Annotated in this window: 12 protein-coding genes; 9 read left to right on the top strand and 3 right to left on the bottom strand. The window is 47.6% G+C overall.

The genetic code is table 11. From position 1 onward, the window contains the following. Positions 1-172: 172 nt before the first annotated feature. Together acsA and ACFO8Q_RS18510 are read right to left on the bottom strand one after the other, a co-directional pair. Positions 173-1,903, bottom strand: a complete 1,731-nt coding sequence (gene acsA / locus ACFO8Q_RS18515; RefSeq protein WP_380027762.1) for an acetate--CoA ligase — start codon at positions 1,901-1,903, stop codon at positions 173-175. 55 nt (positions 1,904-1,958) lie between these two features. Continuing rightward, positions 1,959-2,609, bottom strand: coding sequence for an adenylate kinase (locus ACFO8Q_RS18510; RefSeq protein WP_380027760.1), 651 nt, complete (start codon positions 2,607-2,609; stop codon positions 1,959-1,961). Positions 2,610-2,903: 294 nt separating this feature from the next. On the opposite strand from ACFO8Q_RS18510, the gene ACFO8Q_RS18505 reads away from it, so the two are divergent. The 9 genes from ACFO8Q_RS18505 (at position 2,904) to ACFO8Q_RS18465 (ending at position 15,145) form a co-directional block, all read left to right on the top strand. After that, complete coding sequence (locus ACFO8Q_RS18505) at positions 2,904-4,085, top strand: hypothetical protein (RefSeq protein ID WP_380027758.1); 1,182 nt, start codon at positions 2,904-2,906, stop codon at positions 4,083-4,085. Between the two features lie 56 nt (positions 4,086-4,141). Next, complete coding sequence (locus tag ACFO8Q_RS18500) at positions 4,142-5,659, top strand: nicotinate phosphoribosyltransferase (protein WP_380027756.1); 1,518 nt, start codon at positions 4,142-4,144, stop codon at positions 5,657-5,659. Positions 5,660-5,684: 25 nt separating this feature from the next. Then, the gene (locus tag ACFO8Q_RS18495) at positions 5,685-6,815 is read left to right on the top strand and encodes a glycerate kinase (RefSeq protein ID WP_380027754.1); all 1,131 of its coding nucleotides are present in this window, start codon (positions 5,685-5,687) and stop codon (positions 6,813-6,815) included. A 192-nt stretch (positions 6,816-7,007) separates the two neighbouring features. Then, positions 7,008-8,639 carry an L-lactate permease gene (locus tag ACFO8Q_RS18490; protein WP_380027751.1) on the top strand — a complete coding sequence of 544 codons (1,632 nt, stop codon included), beginning with the start codon at positions 7,008-7,010 and terminating at the stop codon, positions 8,637-8,639. Positions 8,640-8,845: 206 nt separating this feature from the next. After that, on the top strand, positions 8,846-9,874 hold the full coding sequence (locus tag ACFO8Q_RS18485) for a LacI family DNA-binding transcriptional regulator (protein WP_380027748.1): 1,029 nt from the start codon (positions 8,846-8,848) through the stop codon (positions 9,872-9,874). A 112-nt stretch (positions 9,875-9,986) separates the two neighbouring features. Then, positions 9,987-12,080 (top strand): amylo-alpha-1,6-glucosidase, encoded by a 2,094-nt coding sequence (locus tag ACFO8Q_RS18480; RefSeq protein WP_380027745.1) that lies wholly within the window; start codon positions 9,987-9,989, stop codon positions 12,078-12,080. A 24-nt stretch (positions 12,081-12,104) separates the two neighbouring features. Beyond that, a complete protein-coding gene (locus ACFO8Q_RS18475) occupies positions 12,105-13,364 on the top strand; it encodes an ABC transporter substrate-binding protein (protein ID WP_380027743.1) in 1,260 nt (419 codons plus the stop codon). An 81-nt stretch (positions 13,365-13,445) separates the two neighbouring features. Beyond that, on the top strand, positions 13,446-14,321 hold the full coding sequence (locus ACFO8Q_RS18470; RefSeq protein ID WP_380027741.1) for a carbohydrate ABC transporter permease: 876 nt from the start codon (positions 13,446-13,448) through the stop codon (positions 14,319-14,321). Positions 14,322-14,332: 11 nt separating this feature from the next. After that, positions 14,333-15,145 carry a carbohydrate ABC transporter permease gene (locus tag ACFO8Q_RS18465; protein WP_380027739.1) on the top strand — a complete coding sequence of 271 codons (813 nt, stop codon included), beginning with the start codon at positions 14,333-14,335 and terminating at the stop codon, positions 15,143-15,145. A 14-nt stretch (positions 15,146-15,159) separates the two neighbouring features. On the opposite strand, the gene ACFO8Q_RS18460 is transcribed toward ACFO8Q_RS18465, so the two are convergent. After that, a complete protein-coding gene (locus ACFO8Q_RS18460; protein ID WP_380027737.1) occupies positions 15,160-16,392 on the bottom strand; it encodes an MFS transporter in 1,233 nt (410 codons plus the stop codon). Between the last annotated feature and the right edge of the window lie 221 nt (positions 16,393-16,613).

The raw sequence follows: 16,613 nt of genomic DNA, 5'->3' as shown, positions 1-16,613 counted from the left end.
GCTCAAGGTTAACGGATTTCATTCCGTTTTGTGCCTTGAGCGAAGCGAAAGGAATGGGTATAAAAATGAAATAAGTCGGATTCATAGGTTCTCCCTTCCGAAAACCGTTGCATTCTGACAGCGGAGACCTCACAGTTTTGGCCATGAGGTCTCCCTTTCGGATCGAATCAAATTAATCTTCCAAAGTAGACAGATCACCGGTCGGCAGGCCCAACTCCCATGCCTTTAATACACGGCGCATAATTTTACCCGAGCGGGTTTTCGGGAGCTTGTCCCGAAATTCGATTTCACGCGGAGCCGCATGAGCAGCCAGCCCTTTTTTGACGAATTCCTGAATCTCTTTGATTAACTCCTCGGATGGTTGATATCCTTCTCTCAACGAGATGAACGCTTTGATGATTTCTCCCCGCAGCGGGTCCGGTTTCCCAATGACACCCGCTTCTGCCACTGCGGGATGTTCAACGAGTTTACTCTCCACTTCAAAAGGCCCGACCCTTTCACCGGAGGTATTGATCACGTCATCAACCCGTCCCTGGAACCAGAAGTAACCGTCTTCGTCCTTATATGCTGAATCGCCGGAAATGTACCAAGGCTTGAGCTTGAAGTATTCTTCGAATTTTGCGGGATTGTTCCAGATTTTACGCATCATCGACGGCCATGGTGCCCGCAATGCCAAGTTTCCCATTGTGTAAGGGGGCAGTTCATTTCCTTGGTCATCTACAATCGCCGCATAGGTGCCCGGGAATGGTTTCCCCATGGAACCGGGCTTGATTGGCATCGACGGATAGTTGCAAATCATTTGACCGCCTGTTTCCGTCATCCACCATGTATCATGAATCCGCTTCCCGAAAACTTTCAATCCCCAACGAACCACCTCAGCATTTAGAGGTTCCCCGACGGAAAGAACATGACGGAGAGAAGAGAGATCAAACTTGTTCACAATGTTCTCACCGGCACCCATCAGCATACGAAACGCGGTCGGTGCGGAATACCAAACGGTTACGCGATTTTGCTCGATTGTTTGATACCAGTCTTCCGGAGAGAAGCGTCCTCCCCGAATAACAGAGGTTGCGCCATTCAGCCAGGGGGCCCAAATCCCATATGCGGTGCCGGTTACCCAACCGGGGTCGGCGGTACACCAGTAGATGTCATCCTGACGCAGATCAAGGACCCATTTGCCAGTCTGAAAATGCTGGATCATTGCATTATGAACGTGGAGGACACCTTTGGGTTTTCCTGTCGAACCGGAAGTGTAATGCAATTGCATTCCGTCTTCCCGATCCATCCATTCGATTTCCAACCGGTCGGAAGCTTCCGCCATCAGTTTTTCAAAACTTACTTCTCTTTCTCCCGTTTCTCCTTCAGCTCCGACTACGATTACATGCTTCAGGCTAGGCAATTCGGCAACGGGAATCCGTTCTTTCAATTGCGGGGTAGTTACGATGGCAATCGCATCGGAATCAAGAAGGCGATCTTTTACAGCCGCTTCCATGAAGGCTTCAAAAAGTGGACCCACAATGGCGCCAATTTTTACCGAACCCAAGAAGGCTGTGTAAAATTCCGGGCTTCTGGGCATGAAAATAAAAACGCGTTCTCCTTTCGATATGCCAAGCGAACGCAAAACGTTTCCAAATTTATTTGTAAGCGCCATCATATCGGCGAATGTATGAGACTCGTTACGGGATGCATCACTGAACAAGAGGGCGGTCCTATCCCCGCGGCCTTCATCAACATGGCGGTCGACAGCCTCATAGGCGGCATTCACTTTACCCGTTGAATGCCAAGAGAATTCCTTTTCCACATCTTCCCACGTAAAGTTCTTATAAGCTTCTTCGTAGCTTACAAGATTGTTGTCCGTGGACATAACCGGAATCAATTCTTGTTCGTTCAGTTTCACTGTCATAGCGAAAACCTCCATTTCCTTTCCGGAAAGTGATTGTTTTGTAACTTGCAGCAAATTATGGAATATCCCGAAGGACGCTTGAAATCTGTTCGGACACTTCATCAATATTTGCTTCCCCGTCGATCGTGCGAAGGAGACCTTTCACATGATAGAACTGAAGCAGTGGCTTTTGTTCCTGAATGTTGACATCAAGACGGGTTGCAACTGTCTCAACCGCATCATCTTTTCTCTGATACAGTTCTCCGCCGCACTTATCACATTTTTCTTCCGCTTTGGGTGGATTGAAAAGCACATGATAGGCGGATCCGCAAGAACGGCAGATTCTCCGGCCTGTGAGACGCGACAACAGCTTTTCACGATCCACGTTTAGATGAATCACGTGGCTGATCTCCCGGTTCATTTCTTCCAGAACTTGCTCCAATGCCTCCGCTTGGGGAACCGTTCTGGGGAATCCATCCAGCAAGAACCCTTCTTTGGTATCCGGACGGCTTAGACGTTCACGGACAATACCAATTGTAACCTCGTCGGGAACGAGCTGCCCTTTTTCAACATACTCCTTCGCCTTAAGGCCGAGCGGTGTTCCTTCCGCCATAGCGGCGCGGAAGATGTCACCGGTCGAGATATGCGGAATACCGAACTTTTCTGTGATTCGCTCTGCTTGAGTTCCTTTGCCTGCACCCGGCAATCCCATAAAGATGACCTGCATTCATTTCCTCTCCACTCGTTAGAAATTTTTAGCTTTTGTTTCGCGTGATATTCTCTTTTTGCTCTTTAAATTCACCTCCTTACTATCGGCTGTATGATTATAGTCAGGCAATATAAATTTTATATCAGTTATTATAATTCAATCAAATAAAAATAATAGGTATTATATAACAATGGAATCGACTTTTTTCGTGAGGAGAATTGCACGCAAAGGGCACAAGCCGCATCACGACAGTAAAAACTGTCGGATTGCGCTATGGAAAATTGGGAATACCAAACGGGAGGGAGTGATACGGTGGCTTATCGGGAATGGACAAAATCGATGCGGATGCTTCTTTGGATCGGTGTTTTGTTTACTATGGCTTCTGCACTTTCATCCGCATTTGTGAACGTATTTTTGTGGAAACAAACAAAAAGCCTTGTCATGCTTGCCATATTTAACGGATTGCAATACACTATGATGCCAATCGTTTTTTTCGTTTCGAGCAGGCTCTACCGGATTCGTCGGGAATCGTACCTGAGGTTTGGGATTTTTTTGCATGCTCTGTTTTATGGATTGGTTCTTTGGACGGGAAACAGAGCCAACCCTTATTGGATGGGGATATTGCTTGGAATGGGCGCCGGATTTTATTGGTACGGATACAATCTTCTGTCTCTGCGGTTGACGGAAAGCCGAGCTCGCGGAGAATTCGGAAGCTGGTCGGGAATGTTGGGTTCTTTAGCGACAATGGTAGCCCCGCTTGTCTCAGGATTTACGATTGCCTCGATCAACGCACTTGGCTATTCGATTATATTTTCTCTTTCGTTGGGATTCTTCGCGTCCGCATTCCTGGTCAGTCAACGCTTGGAGTCAATCGAGGAAACAGAGCTGCCGGTGCCGATTTTTCGCCGTCAGCATCCAAATTGGAATCGAGTCCTTTTGGGCAACTTTTTTCAGGGAATACGGGAAGGTGTGTTTGTTTTTTTTGCTGCGATCATGATCATGATTGCCACCGGCAGCGAATGGGGACTTGGCAAATACACTTCGATCAATGCACTTCTCTCCAGTCTTTCTTTCTTTGCTGTGGGGAAATTGCTCCGTTGGCACCGGTACAATGAGTCGATGCTGATCGGATCGTTCCTGTCCAGCGGCGCAATCGCCCTTTTTCTGTTCGAACAAGATTACAAAACCATTACGCTTTATGGGATTATCACCTCGATTTTCAGCCCTTTATTTCTGGTGCCGTTTGGGGCAAGGATCTATCATGTGATTGATGAGGCCCATGAGCGATACGAGCGAGAATATATCGTCGAGCGTGAGATCGTCTTAAACGCTGGACGCGTTCTGAGTATAGCCAGTTTTATTTCGACATATCGTTTTCTGTCCGAAGAATGGATTCCGCCCTATCTGCTGCTGATCGGGTCCATGCAGATCCTTGCCGTGCTGATTTTGCGAAATGTCGGTTTTCGTTTGAAGAAAATGTGGGAGGATGCGTAGGACAGCTTGTGCAAAATAAGGTAGAATGGAAAGAAAAAAATCAGAAGGTGAATTGCATGACCATCTCTCCAGCCGTGGAACGTTTGCAGGAGCTGCGGCAAAAACCTGTCTACCGAAATCCGTATTCCGCAATTCTGACAGATCTCTACCAGCTCACCATGATGTATGGTTACTATAAATCCGGCAGAATGAACCAAAGGGCAGTTTTCGATTTGTTCTTCCGGAGAAACCCTTTTCAAAACGGCTTTGCTCTGGCTGCCGGGTTGGAGGAAGTGATCATGTTTTTAACCGGTTTGCAATTTCAGGAGGAGGATATTGAGTACCTTCGTTCCTTGAACTTATTCGATGAGGATTTTCTGGGCGAACTGCAGCGCTTCCGTTTTCGGGGAACCGTCTATGCCGTACAAGAAGGAACTGTAGTATTTCCCAACATTCCACTCATGCGGTTTGAAGGCCGGATCTTCGAATTGCAGTTGGTGGAATCCGCCTGTCTGTCCTTTATCAATCATCAAACGCTGATCGCGACAAAGGCGGCCCGGATGGTGCAGGCCACCCGGGGTGAGTTGTTCAATCTCTCCCATGAGTCGGTGGAATTCGGATTGCGCAGAGCGCAGAATGCGGATGCTGCCACATTCGGTTCCCGAGCCTCCTACATTGGCGGATTTGTTGGTACCAGCAATGTCTATGCAGGCCAGAATTTTGGCATACCGGTGGTAGGCACCCAGGCACACAGCTGGATTCAGAGCTTCCCGACAGAGCTGGAAGCATTCCGGGCCTATGCTGCTACCTACCCGGATCGGACAACTCTCCTGGTGGATACCTATGATACTTTGAAAAGCGGTATTCCGAATGCGATTCAAGTTGGACGCGAACTGAGAGAAAAAGGGTATGAGCTCCGCGGAATCAGACTGGATTCAGGCGACTTGGCCTGGTTATCCAAAGAGGCACGCCGTATGCTGGACGAGGCCGGTTTTCCCAATGTCAAAATTCTTGCATCGGGGGACCTTAATGAGTATGTAGTGCGGGACCTCATGTTACAGGGTGCCCGCATCGATACGTGGTGTTTCGGAACTGCGCTGATTACCGGTGATGACTGTCCCGCATTGGGGGGCGTGTACAAGCTGGTAGCTGAAGAAGAAAACGGCGTGATGATTCCGAAGATTAAAGTCTCCGAAAACCCGGACAAAATCACCAACCCCGGGTATAAAAGAGCGGTACGATTGTATCTGGAAGACGGTAAGGCGACCGCTGATCTCATTATGTTGGCAGAAGAACAGTTGGATCCCTCCAGGCCTCTGACTCTTTTCCACCCGATTCATACATACAAACGAAAAACGATTCGCAACTTTACCGTAGAAGAACTCCTCGTACCGATTCTCGTGAACGGTGAAATTGTCTACCAACTGCCGCATGTGGAACAGATCCGGGCGCGGGCAGCCGAACAATTGGAAGCGATGCCCAGAGAGATAAAACGACCCATCAACCCGCATGGCTACCACGTTGACTTATCGGAGGAATTGTGGGGGTTAAAACAGAAATTGCTTAAAGAGGCCCGGGGAGGCTCGATAAGCTGACACTGGAGAGGAGAGGGGTGTCCACATGAAAATCGTTCTGGCTCCTGATTCATATAAGGGAAGCCTTACGGCAAAGGAAGCTTGTGATGCAATGGAAAAAGGGATTCGCAGAGTACTGTCCGAAGCGGAGATCGTGAAGATCCCAATGGCGGACGGCGGAGAAGGAACGGTCCAAAGTCTGGTTGACGCAACGGGAGGTCAAATTTTCACTCAGGAAGTCACGAATCCGTTAGGGGTCCCTGTTCGGGCGAAATACGGAATCCTTGGCGATGGAAAGACAGCCGTCATTGAAATGGCGGAAGCGTCCGGTTTGTATTTGGTACCCTCGGATCGCCGAAATCCGCTTGTTACGACTACGTACGGTACGGGTGAGCTGATCCGGGCTGCGTTGGATCGGGGCTGCCGCAAGTTCATACTGGGAATTGGCGGCAGTGCGACCAACGACGGGGGGATCGGCATGGCCCAGGCACTTGGAGTGAAGCTGCTGGATGCGGAAGGAAAACCGCTGCCCTTTGGCGGTGGGGGCCTTGGTCGCTTGCATCACATCGATGTCACCGGGATGGATGAACGGCTAAAGGAATGCACGTTTACTGTAGCCTGCGATGTGGATAACCCTCTGACCGGTCCCCAAGGGGCATGTCATGTATTCGGCCCGCAAAAAGGGGCCACGCCCGAAATGGTACTGGAACTGGACCGGAATCTGGCTCATTATGCGGACATTATTGAACGGGACTTGGGGAAATCGGTGAAAGACCTGCCGGGCGCAGGCGCTGCCGGTGGTTTGGGAGCGGGATTGGTGGCATTTCTGGGGGCGACTCTCAAACGCGGAGTCGAGATTGTAATTGACGCCACGCGTCTGGAAAGCAATCTTCAGGGGGCTGACCTTGTCATTTCGGGGGAAGGCCAGTGCGATTTTCAAACGGAACGGGGCAAGACCCCGTTTGGAGTTGCAAAAGTGGCCCAGAGGTCAGGTGTCCCGGTGATCCTGATTGCGGGATCGATCGGCCGCGGTGTGGAAGTTCTGTATCAGCATGGAGTGCAGAGCGTATTTTCAATGGTCGATCGTCCAATGTCATTGGAAGAGGCGATGGCGAACGCCTATGACCTTCTGGCCAACTGTACGGAAAGAATCATTCGGGCCAAATCTGTAAAATAGAAATAATAGAAGAATCCGCCTTTTGATGGAATGTGAGAAGTGACTTCACACCACTTGGAAGGCGATTTTTTTAGTCTGTTTACACTAAATAAAAAATTTAGAAAACATATTGCAAGCGCTTTCAGTCATGATATATTTAAGGTGTAATGATCTAGTGATCATATCACCTTATCAAAGTAGGAGGTATCATGGATGACGTGGACCCAGGTTACCAATCCGCTTGACAATCTTTGGTTGTCAGCGCTCGTGGCTGCTCTGCCGATTTTCTTTCTCGGTTGGGCCCTTGCCGTGAAGAAAATGAAAGGGTATATTGCTGCACTCCTGACGATTCTGCTTGCTACACTAATTGCCATTATCGTGTATGGAATGCCAACCGGTATTGCTTTGACGACTGACATTCTTGGTGCATTGAAGGGTCTGGCTCCGATTGGTTATGTGGTACTTACTGGCGTATTTCTTTATAACTTAACGGTTGAAAGCGGACAATTTGAAATTATCAAGTACTCCATCTCAAAAGTATCGGATGACCAAAGAATTCAAGCGCTTCTTATCGCGTTCTGCTTCAGTGCTTTTATCGAAGGGGCTGCCGGATTCGGAACACCTGTTGCCATCGCGGCTGCCATGATGATTGGTCTGGGCTTTCCCCCGCTTTATGCGGCAGGCTTGGCACTGGTTGCCAATTCAATACCGGTTGCTTTCGGATCGATCGGCATCCCGATCACCACTGCAGGTAACGTAACCGGTTTGAGTCCTGATTTGATCGGGGCAATGGCAGGACGTCAGCTGCCGATTCTCACTCTGATCATTCCTCTCTGGGTTGTTATGATCATGGGTGGCTGGAAAGCGGCCAAAGGAGTGATGCCTGCACTGGTGGTAGCAGGGGTCTCTTTTGCCGGAGCCCAGTTCATCAGTTCAAACTATTTGGGCTATCAATCGACCGATCTAATTGCCTCCATGACTTCGATTGTTGCTCTCATGATCCTTCTTGTTTTCTGGAAACCAAAAGACAAGTGGAGTTTCGAAGGTTCCACAGTCACCTTGGCAAATGATAAACAGTATTCAGGCGGTCAAATTCTCCGTGCATGGTCTCCCTACATTATTACATCTTTAATCATCCTGCTTTGGAGCCGGCAATGGTTCAAGGATTACTTTACACCCGCTAAAGGGGCAAGCCCGATCTGGGAAATCAATTTCAATATGCCTGTTCTGCACAATGCGGTAAAAATAGCTGACAAGGCCCAGGCTGCACCATATGTTCTGAACTGGGTAACTGCCTCGGGAACAGCTATTTTGATTGCAACCATTTTAAGTGCCTTGGTATTAGGCATGTCTGCTCAAAAATATCTGGCAACCTTCGCAAAAACTTTGAAGCAGCTTGCGCTGCCGCTTATATCCATCGCTTGCTTCCTTGCCTATGCGGAATTGAGTACCCGTTCCGGAATGGGTACGACGATGGGGCAGGCATTGTCGAAAACAGGAGCAGCATTCGCCTTCTTTGCTCCGATTATTGGGTACATCGGTGTGTTCCTCACGGGCTCTGACACCTCTACCAACGCTTTGTTTGGTAAACTGCAAACAGTTGCAGCCAAGGAAGTCGGAATTGATCCCATTCTTGCCGTTTCCTCGAACTCAACCGGAGGATGCGCAGCAAAAATGATCTCTCCCCAATCAATAGCAGTAGGTGCAGGGGCAACGAATATGGCCGGACAGGAAGGGAATATCCTGCGCTTCACATTAAAGCACAGTCTGATCTTTGTGTTCTTGATGGGAATCATCTCCTGGCTGCAAGCCTATGTGTTCACCTGGATGATTCCGACACCGTAGATAGAAGAATATCGAGGTTTAAACAGAGCACGGGAGAAATCCCGTGCTTTTTCACTCTCGATTGACCTAACGTTAGACCTTGGAAGGGTCACGGCGGTCTATTGCTATTGGAGGTCTTTCCCGTTAACGTGCCGAAAAATTGATATTGCCAAGATACGAGTTTAATTGTAAGATTAGAGAAGATAACGAAAACGTTTTCAGGGGGGGTGAAACATCTGGGTCCGACAATACGGGATGTGGCAAAAGCAGCGGGCGTTTCAATTACAACAGTCTCCCGGGTTCTGAATCAGTATACGGATGTAAACCCCAAAACACGGCAAAAAGTCCTCAAAGTCGTTGAGAAAATGGGATATCAGCCGAACTCGGTGGCACGCAGTCTGGTGATGAACCGTACGCAAACTGTTGGATTGGTTGTATCGGATCTGACAAAATCACGTTCCGGGCATCACTTCCTGTTTGACGTATTATGTGGTATCAATGACCGAGCACAAGAAATGGGATATGACCTGGTTCTGTTCTCTACATCCCCAACCGCACAAAAGAAAACGACGTATATGGATTTTGTTCGTCAACGCCGTGTCGATGGTGTGGTGATGATGGGAATTCGTTTGGATGATCCCTATACCCACGAAGTTGTCGAAGCTTCCATTCCCAGTGTATTGATTGATGTCCCCCTTACCTCCAAAACCTGTTCATATGTAGCGTCGGACAACGTTGCAGGCGCCCGAATTGCGGTTGAACATTTGCTGAGCCAGGGGCATCGACATATTGGATTTGTGAACGGACATCAACAAGCTGCTGTCGCGCAAGAACGACTGGCTGGCTACACGCAAGCGCTTGCGGGGGCTGGTGTAAAGTTTATTTCGGATTATGTCTATTACGGGAACTTTGAGCAGGAGGATGGAGCACAAGGGGTTCAATCTCTGAAGAAGAAGCATCCGGAGATTAGTGCCGTATTTTTTGCTTCTGACCTGATGGCCATCGGTGCAATCAAGTATATTCAGTCTGAGGGAGGACAGGTGCCTAAAGATCTTTCAATTGTAGGATTTGACGATATTGCTTTGGCTTCTCTTATGCAGCCGGCTCTTACAACCGTAAGACAAATGCGGTACGAAATGGGGAAGTCGGCGGTTGACACATTGATTCGCATGCTGGAGAACGGTGAAACCGGCAGAGGTGTTGTACTTCCTCCGGAACTCATCGTACGTGAAACCACCCAACCCTTTACGAAATAAGCATGTTGTTCGTAAAGGGTATCAACAGGAATCAATCGAAAACGTTTTCAGTTAGAGGCAATAATTAGAGACATAACCATAGTTTCGACCAATTCATTAGGGGTGTGTAGAGATGAACTATCGAGTAATCAAAGAAGACGATCTGTTTTTATTAACAGATTCATCCGGAAACATTCATGAAGGAGATGAACAGGGACTTGGCCTTTTTACAAAAGATACTCGATTCTTGAGCCAGTTTGAGGTTTCTGTAAAGAATCTCGAAATGATCTTGTTATCATCAAATGCTGCAGAAAACTACATAGGCACGATCCGCCTGACGAATAAGGAAAAGGTAGAGAACGGCGAGATCAAAGTATGGCGTGAATCGATTGCGATGGAACGAAAGCGTTTCATTGCAGAAGGTGTTCTTTATGAGACCGTATCCTTCCGCAATCATAACGTGTACCCGGTTGAGCTGGAAATTGGAATCCGAGTGGATGCTGATTACAAGGACATGTTCGAAGTCCGGGGCTACTTGGATGGACAAGAGGGCACTCATCATCCTGTAGAAACTGGAAAAGATCGAATTCGACTGTCCTACACCGGAAGCGATAATGTGGAACGGGCTACGATCGTTACGTTTTCCCCTCAACCGAAAACGATTTCGGAAAAAGAAGCGGTTTATACCTTTTCTCTTGCACCTTTTGGTACAGCAGAAATCGATATTTCAATTACACCTGAGATTGATCGTGAACGTCCTCAAACAAGGGATCGTTCAGAGGCCATTCGCCGGCTGGAAGAGTCTTATCGTCAATGGGATGCGGCATGTACAACGGTTGAGACGGACAACGAGACCTTCAATGCACTTGTAAATCGTTCGAAGAAAGATATTCGTGTATTGCTCACCGATGTGGGATACGGCCAGTTTCCGGTTGCCGGCCTGCCGATTTTTGCGGTGCCGTTTGGACGTGACTCTTTGATTGCCGCCCTACAATTGTTTGCTATTAACCCTGACATTGCAAAAGGCACTTTGAAAACGATGGCGGCCTATCAGGGAACCAGGGCAGATCCGTGGCGTGATGAGCAACCGGGCAAGATTATGCATGAGATTCGATGCGGGGAGTTGGCTAACTCCGGGAAAATTCCGTTCACCCCATACTATGGAACAATTGATGCGACTCCGTTGTTCCTGGTGTTGGCAGCCGAGTACTATCATTGGACTGGCGACGAAGCTTTCATCGGGAAACTTCTCCCGAATATCGAGCGGGCGCTGGAATGGGTGGACACCTACGGGGATCGTGATCAAGACGGATATGTGGAATACTTCCAGGAATCCAGTAAGGGAATTGCAAACCAAGGTTGGAAAGACTCCGGTGACTCACTTGTGCATAAGGATGGTTCACTTGCCAAGGCTCCAATTGCACTGGCGGAAGTACAAGGCTATGTCTATGATGCGAAAATTCGCCTTGCTGCCGTGTTTGACCGTCTTGGCCAACCGGACAAAGCTCGTGGTCTAAGGGAGTCCGCTGAGAAGCTGAAGGCTGATTTTGCCCGGGACTTCTGGATGCAAGACGAAGAGTTTGTAGCGATTGCACTCGACCATGAGAAGAACCAGGTGGAATCGGTGACTTCGAATCCGGGCCATTGCCTCTGGTCTGGTTTGCTGACTGAAGAGCAGGCGCAAAAAGTGGCTGATCGGTTGTTGGCACCTGACATGTTCTCCGGTTGGGGAATCCGCACCATGAGCACAAAATCGACGGGATACAACCCGATGAGCTACCATGACGGTTCTGTTTGGCCGCATGATAATTCCCTTTGCGTGATGGGACTTAAACGATATGGCTTCCACGATCATGCGAACCGCGTGATCGAGGGATTAATTGAAACCTCCAAACACTTCGAATATGACAGATTGCCTGAACTTTTCTGCGGGTATCCGAAAGAAGAAGGCTACCCGATTCCGTATCCGGTGGCTTGTTCGCCGCAGGCGTGGGCGGCGGGCACACCACTTGTGTTTGTGAAGGTGATCTTGGGCTTAATGCCGGACGTGCCGGCGGGGATCGTGCGTTTGTCTCCCTCGCTGCCAAAAGGGATCAACCGCATGGTCATCAAGAACCTGCGTGTGGGCAACGGGTCACTCGACCTGTTGATTCAAAAATATAACGACGTACACACGACTTTGAAAGTTCTCCACAATTCGACCGGTCTCCAAGTAGTGACCGGGTAAAACTCCAAAAGGGGGCAAGAAAGAATGAAGAAGAAAGCAAAAGTATTGTCAGGCATTCTGGCAGCGTCTCTCGTGATGACCGGACTTGTTGGGTGCTCCAGCGGCGGTGACAAAAAAGAAGGGGCAGCTCCTGCACCAAAAGAAGGAGAAAAAATTACTCTTCGGGTTGGCGGTTGGTCCTCCAGTCCGGAAGAACAAGCGATTCTCGATGCGCAGATCGCTGAGTTCAAAAAGCAAAATCCGAACATTGATGTGAAGTTTGAACCCGTAGTGGGTGACTACCTCCAAAAACTGCAACCAATGATCGCGTCCAAAACTGAACCGGATATTTTCTACCTCGATGCCTATGCGGCACCTGAATTCATGGACAAAGGCGTTACGGAACCGATTGATGAGTATATCAAGAAACTTAACGTGAATCTCGGCGATTACGAAGATGCCGCGATCAAAGCGTTCCAATGGAAAGGCAAAACATACGGTCTGCCGAAAGACTACAACACCCTTGCACTGTTCTACAATAAGGAAATGTTTGAAAAAGCAGGTCTGAAGCCGCCGACAAATTGGACAGAGCTGAAGGCAGCCGCCAAAAAACTTACCAAGGACGGGGTAACCGGATTCTCGATGTCTGCGGAGCTTCCACGTTATCAGCCGTTCCTAGTTCAGGCTGGGGGATCGGTTATTGACGGAGATAAGCCTACACTCAACAAAACAGAAAATGCGGCTGCAATCGACTTTATCTATGGCGATATGATGAAGAAAGAAAAAATTGCAGCAATCCCGAAAACACTCGGTGTGGATTGGTCTGGAGATGCGTTTGCAAATAAGAAGGCAGCCATGGTAGTGGAAGGGGCTTGGCTGATTCCCCACCTTGCAAAGAAATCCCCCGATCTGAAATACGGAATCGTTGAACTTCCGGTTAAGGAAGGCGGTAAACCGTCTAACATGATCTTTACAGTTGCGTATGCATTGTCGAAGAACTCTAAAACCAAAGACGCGGCAGTGAAGTTGATGACCTTCCTGACCGGTAAAGAAGGCCAGAAATTCGTTGTAGAAAAAGGTTTGGCTCTCCCGACGATTAAAGAATTGGGTAAGGAATTCTCGATTAAATATCCGGATAGAACACCATTTGTTAAGGGTGCATCCTATGCAGTTCCATTCCAATACGGAACCGTTGGTGTAAAACTGGTTGATGCTGGTAATAAGGCGGCAGAAGCTGTGGTACTCGGTGCAAAGCCGGATGCAAAAGCAGCGTTGGAAGAAGCACAAGGAAAAATGCCCAAATAATAATCTTGTATGTAAAAGGAAGAAGATGCTCGTTTTCCAGCGAGCATCTTCCACCATGATCAAGAAGAAGGAGGGAAGCCGATGCGGACACGCGGAGATCTATTCACTGGATACTTATTTGTCTTACCGGTTGTTGTTTCGTTGGCTGTGTTTCTGATCGGCCCAATTTTTTACGCGCTGTATATCAGCTTTCATGAGTTCTCGTTTTTAGCTCCTGAGCAGGCAAAATGGGTGGGTTTTGAAAACTACCTGAAATTATTTGAAGATCCGCGTTTCTTGAAAGCGGTAAAAAACACCAGTTTCTACTCTCTTGGCGTTGTTCCGGTTCAGATTTGTATTGCATTAATGCTCGCTTTAATCGTTGATTCCAAGATAAAAGGAAAGACTTTCTTTCGGGTTGTATATTTTCTCCCGACTGTTACATCCACAGTTGCTGTATCTGTTATGTTTATGTATCTCTTTAAGAACGATGGACTTGTAAATTTGTTCCTGTCTAAAATTGGGGTGCCTACACACGATTGGTTTGGTGATCTCAGTTTTGCATTACCGGCAACGATGATGATGGCTATCTGGACAACAGTTGGGCAGTTTATGGTGATATATTTGGCCGGTTTGCAGGATATTCCGAATGATCTTTACGAAGCAGCAGAGGTTGACGGGGCAACTCCTTGGCAGAAGCTGCGGTTTATCACATGGCCAATGTTGCGGTCGACTACATTTTTTATCCTGATTATGTCGATCATCGGTACATTCCAAGTATTTGACCAAATGTATGTAATCTCAAAGGGAGAAGGCGGTCCGCAAGATGCTACATTAACCGTTGTCTTCTACTTGTACCGTGCCGCATTCAAGGACTTTGAAATGGGATATGCGTCTGCAATGGCGTTTGTACTTTTCTTGATTATCTTACTTCTGACGGTAATTCAAAAGAAAATATTCAAGGAAGAAACGGTATAGGAGGGGAGTACATGCAGAGGCAGATGTTTAGAGTCTTGTTCTACACGGTCGTGATTGGCTATGCATTTATGACACTGGTTCCGTTTATATGGTCAATTTATACGTCACTGAAGGCCATGCCGGATATTGATAAACTTTGGGTTCCTCTCGGGAACTTAACGATTGAAAATTATACGTATATCGTAGATAAGTTTCCTTTCATTCAGTGGTTGCTGAATTCAGTTTTCGTGGCGGGAGTCGTGACTCTGGGGAATTTGTTTTTTAATACACTCGCCGGATATGCATTGGCAAGAATCCGGTTTCCTGGACGGTCTCTGCTGTTCTATGTAATACTGGGTGTCATGATGGTACCCGGACAAGTTGTAATGATCCCTGTCTACATCATGCTTGCGGACTGGGGATGGATTAACACATATTGGGGCTTCACGATCCCTTTTCTGACATCTTCGTTCGGAATTTTTTTGATGCGTCAGTTTTTCCTTGCGTTACCTAAAGAACTAGAAGAAGCAGCAACGATTGACGGGTTAACCCGTTGGGGGATTTTTTGGCGGATTGCACTCCCCCTGTCCAAACCGGCTCTTGCTGCTCAGACCATTTTTATGTTCCTTGGAAACTGGAACTCGTTCATGTGGCCAAGTCTTCTGGCATCGTCTGATGATATGTTTACTCTTCCGGTTGGATTGAACTCATTCCATTGGCAATATACTGCTTATTGGAATCTAGACCTGGCAGGCACGATGTATATGACAATCCCGATGATTATTGTCTTCCTGATCTTCCAAAAATGGTTCATTAAAGGAATTGCGACAACAGGTATTAAGTGAGAAAACCGGTAGTGCTAGATTGCGGCACTGCCGGTTTTCGTTTCCGGATTCAGTTCTTTTGGCCGAATTTGTGCCATTAGCCACCAACATCCGAGATAGAGCAATCCAAGAACACCGATTGTGATTTGAACTGCCGCTTCATCCTCGAAGTATTTGTGGAGGGAGATGAATGCGGCTACACTAAGCAGACGTCCCAGCCCAATTGGGATCTCTCGGGATACGATATAATCCACCCTTCGTTCTTCCGATTGCGGGTCACGCGAGATCACTTCAAATGTAATGGAATTGTAGGGAATCGAATAAAAGTGGGTGAAGAGAGTGACAAGAACGGCATAGATTGTAAACCCCGCTACATCGAAATTTAGAGAAAGAATGGCGTGACCAAGCCCGACACCGACTGCCCCCATGAAAAAGTATCGGACTCGATTCTGCTGGTTTACCTTTTTACCAACATAAATTGCGGCAAAAAGACTTAAGACGCTAGCGGCAGTGTTGTAAATTCCCATCTGCAATTCATCTTTAAGTATCCAGAACGCTACAAGTTGGAGCAAGAACCACATCACTCCGTCATGAAGGCCATAGACCCCGTTTGCAATTTGCACATTCCACCAGTCCTGACCGCCCCTTTTCGTCACCGAAAGAAGGGAACTTGTGATTGTCTGGCCCCGCCCGAGGAGAAAAAGTGATAGCAGGCATGCACAAGCAAATAGGAGTAACGAAATGAGGAAGATCATGCGATATCCTTCGATCGCATGGTACTGGGTAATAATCCATCCGGAAAGCAGCGGAGGCAACATGTTGCCAAGAGTGGCCACAAAGGAACTCCACCCGAAGTACCGGGAGCGATTCTCGCTGCGACTGTGATCGTATGCGATCACATGCGATGCAAGAGCAAAAAACGCAATGGCAGTGCCATGTAAAATTCCGAGTATGAAAATATGATCGCCGGAGCGTTCTTGTAAACTGAAAATCAGATAATAGAAAAGGGAGAACATTCCCATTGCAATCCGCAGACACCAGACAGAATGGAACCGTCGTGCGACCCAACCGGCCGGAAACATCATCAATATGATCGAGGCGCTCAGAGTCATATTAAAATAGGCGATGGTAAGCAAGTCTTGATTCACTTTCCATAAAAACACGTTGACAAAAAGTCCTGACAAGGAGGAAGCGATCGAGAACAACAACTGGATCCAAAGAAATAAACGGAGCTGTATTGATATAGCTTGGGGTGAGGGTGATTGCAAACCTGTTTCCTCCTTTAGATTTGGACTGAGACTCTTCTATCATACAGAAAACGTTTTCGGTGTAGAAGGGGTGTTTTAATTTTCATATCGGTAAAAGGAAGATGATCAGCGGCGATATACAATTCCGTCGCTCTATTATTTTTTTGCTATTCCTTAAATTGCAAGAATAAATGCAACAACACACGATAATCCATAATATGTAAGATTAAACGACCGATTTT

It is taken from the genome of Effusibacillus consociatus, assembly GCF_042652925.1.
Lineage (GTDB): Bacteria > Bacillota > Bacilli > Tumebacillales > Effusibacillaceae > Effusibacillus > Effusibacillus consociatus.
Note: the sequence above shows the minus strand (reverse complement) of the source record. Positions and strands in the feature narration are given on the sequence as shown.